We start from the raw sequence: 5244 nt of genomic DNA on the forward strand, positions 1-5244 counted from the left end.
ATCGGGTTCTCCATCTGGAGCGTGTGGTCGGTGATGGTCCTGTTCATGGGGCCGGAGTACGGCATCGATCCGGCCGGGAAGTTCTTCCTGGTGGCCGGACCTTTGCCTTGAAGTCGTCGTCCCATCGGGTGTGGCGTGTCTTGCCCTTTGCGAAGAGGTCTTCGAGGGGGAGGACGTCCTCAGCGGCTTTGAGGGTCTTGTTCGCCATTCTGAACGTCCGCTGCATGGGGCGACGCCGGTCCGAGGCGCCGTGGTCCAGGGCCTGCGCGGTGCCCGCCGTACGCTGCACCCCTGCGGAGAGCACCCGGCTCGCGGTTGCCTCCGCCTCCCTCTCGAACCGGTCGGACGGATCGCTCACCTTCGTCCCGTCCCCGCGGTCCGTGCCCGCGACCGGGCCGTTGCGCTGCTGAAGGACGTGGGTCAGTTCGTGAGCGAGCATATGGCGGCCCGCCGCGGAGGCTGTGTCGTAGCGGCCGCGCTGGAAGACGATGTGCGAACCGGAGGTGTACGCCTGGGCATGGACGGACTCGGCCGATTCATGGGCAGCGGTGTCGGTGTGCACGCGGACGTCGGAGAAGTCCGCCCCGAGTCGGCTCTCCATGTCGCTGCGGACAGGCTCGTCGAGGGGGCGGCCGGGAGTGCGCAGCACGTCGTGGACGGTCGAGCGCTGCACGGTGGGGGACGCGGGGTGTCCGCAGCCCGCGCCGTGCTGGTGCTGCTCCCGGCCGGCCATGACGGCTGAGAACGCCGCGTTGCCCACGGCCCGCTGGAGGACCGCGGCCGCCTCCGGGGTGAGGCGCTCCGCCTCTCCGGCCGCTGCCTGGCGCGCCGCGTCGGAAGCCGGGGCGGACGTCGTACGGACGGCGCGCGCCGCCCCCGAGCGGTCGCTCCCCGAGCCGGGTTGCCGGTCCTGTGCCCGCACGACGTTCCTCCCCCATCAGCACTGCTGCCGTTCTGCGCCCTACGCTCTCGACCTTGGCTGACGGGCGGGCACCGGCCCTAGAGACGAACGGGCGCCGTCGGGGGCAGAGCGCGCTGCCCGTTCGGTCATGTGGCGGGTGCCGCCCGCGCCGCGTAGGCCAGGTTCTGGGCGCGGATGACGGCGTCGAAGGACTGGTCGGTCCCGGCCGGGCCGTACAGCGCGAAGTAGCCGAGGGACTTGCCGTGCTGAAGTGCACTGGTGCGGTCGGCGGCCGACTCGTACGTGAGACTGTCGGGACCGTCGCGCAGGATGACGGCGGCGAAGTGGTTCGCCCAGCCGTCCGGGGCCGCTCCGGTCAGGTCGACGAAGTGGTTCTCGCCGACGGCGGGGGCGTCACGTCGCACGCTGAGGCCGCCGTCCGCCGGCCTGCCGATGAGCTGCGCCGCCGCTGCCTGGCAGTCGTTGGGGAGCGTGATGAGCAGCTCGTGCACCCGGCCCTCCTGGTTCTCGACGGCGGGGAGTCCGGCGAGGAAGTCGGCGGTCAGGCCCGGCATGACGACGGCGAGGTCCGTCAGCCCCTCCCGGCCGGTGCGTTCCGGGTAGGGGAACCGCGCGGCGACCCAGCCGCCGCCCATCGTGGCCAACGCCAGCTTCATGGCTTCGGCCCGCAGGCCGTCGACGGTCGAGCCCCGCGGCTCGGTCCGGGCCTGGAGCGCCGTCACGATGCGCCGGGTGAGCGCGATGAGCCGACCGACCTCCGGGGGATCGGTCAGGGACCGCTGGTATGCGGCACGCTTGTCGCCGCGCCGTGCCGCACTGTCCCCGCGCAGGGGCTCATGGCCGGCCCCCTCCGGGTTCCGGCCGGCCGCCCGTACGGCTGCCTCGGCCCGGGCCGCGTCCTTGTACACGGGCAGCACCCGGTACAGGGTGCGCTCACCGACCTGGACCGCCGGCCCACGCTCCAGGGTGATCGCCACCCGGTCCAGGGCGTCGAGGCGGTGCGCGGCTGCGGTGATCATGTCCGCATCGGCGTAGGCCTCGTAGCGGCCCCGGACGGCGATGCCGCCGTGCGTGGAGACCTTGTCGAAGCCGAGGGCGGCCGCTCCCTCCGCGTACCGCTGGAGGCGCTGCGGGTCCGCGTTCTCCGGCGCCGGGGCCAGCGCGCGGGCGACCGCCGCATTGCCCGCGGTCCGTTGGAGGGCGCGCAGGGCGTCCGGCCGCTGGGCGGACAGGGCTGTGGCGGGGGTGCGGGGGCGTGCGGATCCGCGGGTCGCGGTGCGTGGCGCCGAGTCCCCTGCCGCGGTCCGCCGTTCGTGTGCGTGCACGGTCGCTCCGTTCTGGCGGCGGGTGGTTCGGTGGTCCGTGGTCCGTGGTCCGTCCTGGAGGGCACCGCTGCCGATTTTCGGCCGGAGCGGGGGACGCCCCCAGAGGCGGAAGGGGAGCCGAACGGGCAGAGCGGTTGCCCTGCCGGACACCGGGGAGCGTCGGCGAGCACCAGGGAGAAGCGCCGGCCGGCCGCCGGAAGTGGGGGATCGAGAGGGGGGCCAGTATCGGACGTTCATCGGACGTTCTCGGGCCTGTCCTTGCGAACCGGTGTTCGTGCGCCGGGTTACGTTGGGTAGAGCCGGTACATCGGTGCTGGTCCAAAGGGGGGCGTTGCAGGTCGACAAGGGCGGGGAGCGAGCAGACGGTGCGCGGCGACGCAGACGACGCAGACGACGCAGACGATGCGGACGATCGGGAAGGCGCGGCGGAGGCGAGCGGGCCGGACCGGGGCGACCGGTTACGGTTTCAGCTGCTCGGCCCGGTGCGGGCCTGGCGGGGAGACCACCTGCTGCACCTCGGCCCGCCGCAGCAGCGCGCCCTGCTGGCGGTGCTGCTGCTGCACGCGGGCCGGCCCGTATGCGTACCGCAGTTGGTGGACGCGCTGTGGGGCGAACGGCCGCCGCCGCGGGCGGTGGGCACCCTGCGGACGTATGTCTCGCGGCTGCGCGGCCTGTTGGAGCCCGATCGTGGGCCCCGGCAGCACGCACACCTGCTGGTGTCGGCGGGCGGCGGCTACGCACTACGCGTACCGACCCAGGCGCTGGATTCCACCGGTTTCGAGCAGCGGCTGATCACGGCCCGCCGGCTACGGGGGGCGGGCGACACCCCGGGCGCATACGAGCAGCTGCAAAGGGCACTGGCGCTCCCGGAGGGCGTGGCGCTGGCCGGGCTGCCCGGACCGTACGCACAGCGCCAGCGCGACCGGCTCACCGAGCTGTGCGTCACCGCCCAGGAAGAGCTCTACGACTGCGCGGTGGAGCTGGGCGGCCATACCGGCGGCCCGATCGCCGGACTGCGCGCCTTCGCCGCCGAGCATCCGCTGCGCGAGCGCGCCCAGACCCTGCTGATGCGCGCGCTGCACCGCGCGGGCCGCCGGGCCGAAGCCCTCGCCGTGTACGCGGCCACCCGCCGCACCCTCGACACCGAACTCGGCGCCGCGCCCGGCGACGAACTGCGCGCGCTGTACGAAGAGTTACGCGCCGGGCCGCGGAGACAGGGGCCTGAGCCTGATCCCGGCTCTGGGCCGGGCCGTGGCCCCGCAGGCGATCGGGCCGGTCCTGACGGAGACCGTACGGGCGACGACCGTAGCCGCTGGTCTCGCCCGCCCCGCCCCACCCGGGACGCCCCGCGCGGCGCGCCACCGCCCGTGCCGGCTCAGCTGCCGCCCGACATCGCCGATTTCACGGGGCGTGCCGAGGCCGTCGCGCACCTGGCATCGGCGCTGAGCGGGGCGGCCGGCGGGCGGGCGCCGGTCGTGGCCACGCTCAATGGCCTCGGCGGGGTCGGCAAGACGGCGCTGGCCATGCATGTCGCGCACTCCGTACGGGCCCGCTTCCCCGACGGGCAGCTGTATGTGGACCTCCAGGGCACCGGTCCGGCTCCGGCCGACAGCGGCGCCGTGCTGACGCACTTTCTGCGCGCGCTCGGCGTCGCGGAGAACGCCGTACCGGACGGGCTGGAGCAGCGGGCCGCCCTGTACCGCTCGCTGATCGCCGACCGCGCGCTCCTCGTACTCCTCGACAACGCCCGCGACAGCGCACAGGTGCGGCCGCTGCTGCCCGGGGCTCCGGGATGCGCGGTGCTGGTCACCAGCCGTGCGCGGTCGCTCGCGCTGCCCGGTGCCCACCGCGTCGATGTGGAGGTGATGGACGAAGGGGAGGCGCTGGGGCTGCTCGCCGCGGTCGCGGGGGCCGAGCGGGTGGCCGCCGAGCCGGATGCCGCACGCGAACTGGTCGCCGCCTGCGGCGGGTTGCCGCTCGCCGTACGCATCGCCGCCGCCCGCCTGGCGTCCCGGCCGGGCCGGGCCCTGGCCGACCTCGTTGCCCGGCTCAGCGGTGAGCGGCGGCTGGACGAGCTGCGCGTGGGCGACCTGGGAGTGGAGGCGACCTTCCGGGCCGGCTACGACGCGCTCGGGCCCGGCCTCGCCCACGCCTTCCGGGCCCTCGCCCTGTGCGGCCTGCCCACCTTCGGCCGGGGCACTGCGGCCGCGCTGCTGGACACCACCGAGGACGAGGCGGAGGCAGTGGTCGAGGCGCTGGTCGACGCCGGGCTGGTGGAGCTGCACGGCGACGACCGCTACGGCTATCACGATCTGGTCGGGCTCTTCGCGCGGCGGCTGGCCGAGCGGTATGACAGCCCGGGGGAGCGGGCGGCGGCGCAACACCGTCTCTTCGACCATCTGCTGGCCACCGCCGTGAGCGCGGAGCGGCTGATCAGGCCGCACGGCGTCCCGCCCGATCCGCTGCGCCGCCCGGACTCCCCGGGCAGTACGCTCGCCGATGCCGACGCCGCGCGCGAGTGGCTGCACCTTGCGCACACACGGCTGTACGCGGCCGTCGAGCAGGCCTTGGACACGGCGCCCGGTCTGCTGGACTCCGCCGTGGACCCCCTCACCGCGTGGTCGCATGCGCTCAGCGGCACCACCCGCCGACGCGACCTCGAACCGCTCGTCCACCGCGCCGCGGAACGCGCCCGGCAGCACGGCGACGACATGGCCACGGCGCGCGCCCTGCGCCTCCTGCTGGAACCGCGGGGCGCGCCGAGGCGGGATGACATGACGCACCGCTGCGGACCCCGCCACCGTGACCGCAGATCCCGGCTCCCGAGCCGGCGCGCGGCTGCGTGCGCGCACTGTCGGGGATACGGTCGAGGGGCACCGGCTGTCGCCCGGCACGGCACCGGCGTCTCGGTGTGTTCGTCCCGGGCGGCTCGCCAGCAGTCGGTGCAGTCGCGCTGGGCGAGCCAGCGGGCGTACCCAGCACGTTGGTCGGCCGGGC

General features: G+C 74.8%; 1 protein-coding gene and 2 pseudogenes. 1 reads left to right on the plus strand and 2 read right to left on the minus strand.

Annotation, left to right across the window (positions count from 1 at the left end):
- Window positions 1-406: 406 nt before the first annotated feature.
- Window positions 407-733 (minus strand): annotated as a pseudogene (locus ACWD6P_RS36650) (eCIS core domain-containing protein); the annotation flags it as partial.
- Window positions 734-1047: 314 nt separating this feature from the next.
- Window positions 1048-2247 (minus strand): hypothetical protein, encoded by a 1200-nt coding sequence (locus ACWD6P_RS36655; RefSeq protein ID WP_451448549.1) that lies wholly within the window; start codon window positions 2245-2247, stop codon window positions 1048-1050.
- A gap of 548 nt (window positions 2248-2795) precedes the next feature.
- On the opposite strand from ACWD6P_RS36655, the pseudogene ACWD6P_RS36660 reads away from it, so the two are divergent.
- Window positions 2796-4199 (plus strand): annotated as a pseudogene (locus ACWD6P_RS36660) (BTAD domain-containing putative transcriptional regulator); the annotation flags it as partial.
- Window positions 4200-5244: the final 1045 nt, after the last annotated feature.

It is taken from the genome of Streptomyces sp. NPDC002446, from assembly GCF_053595675.1.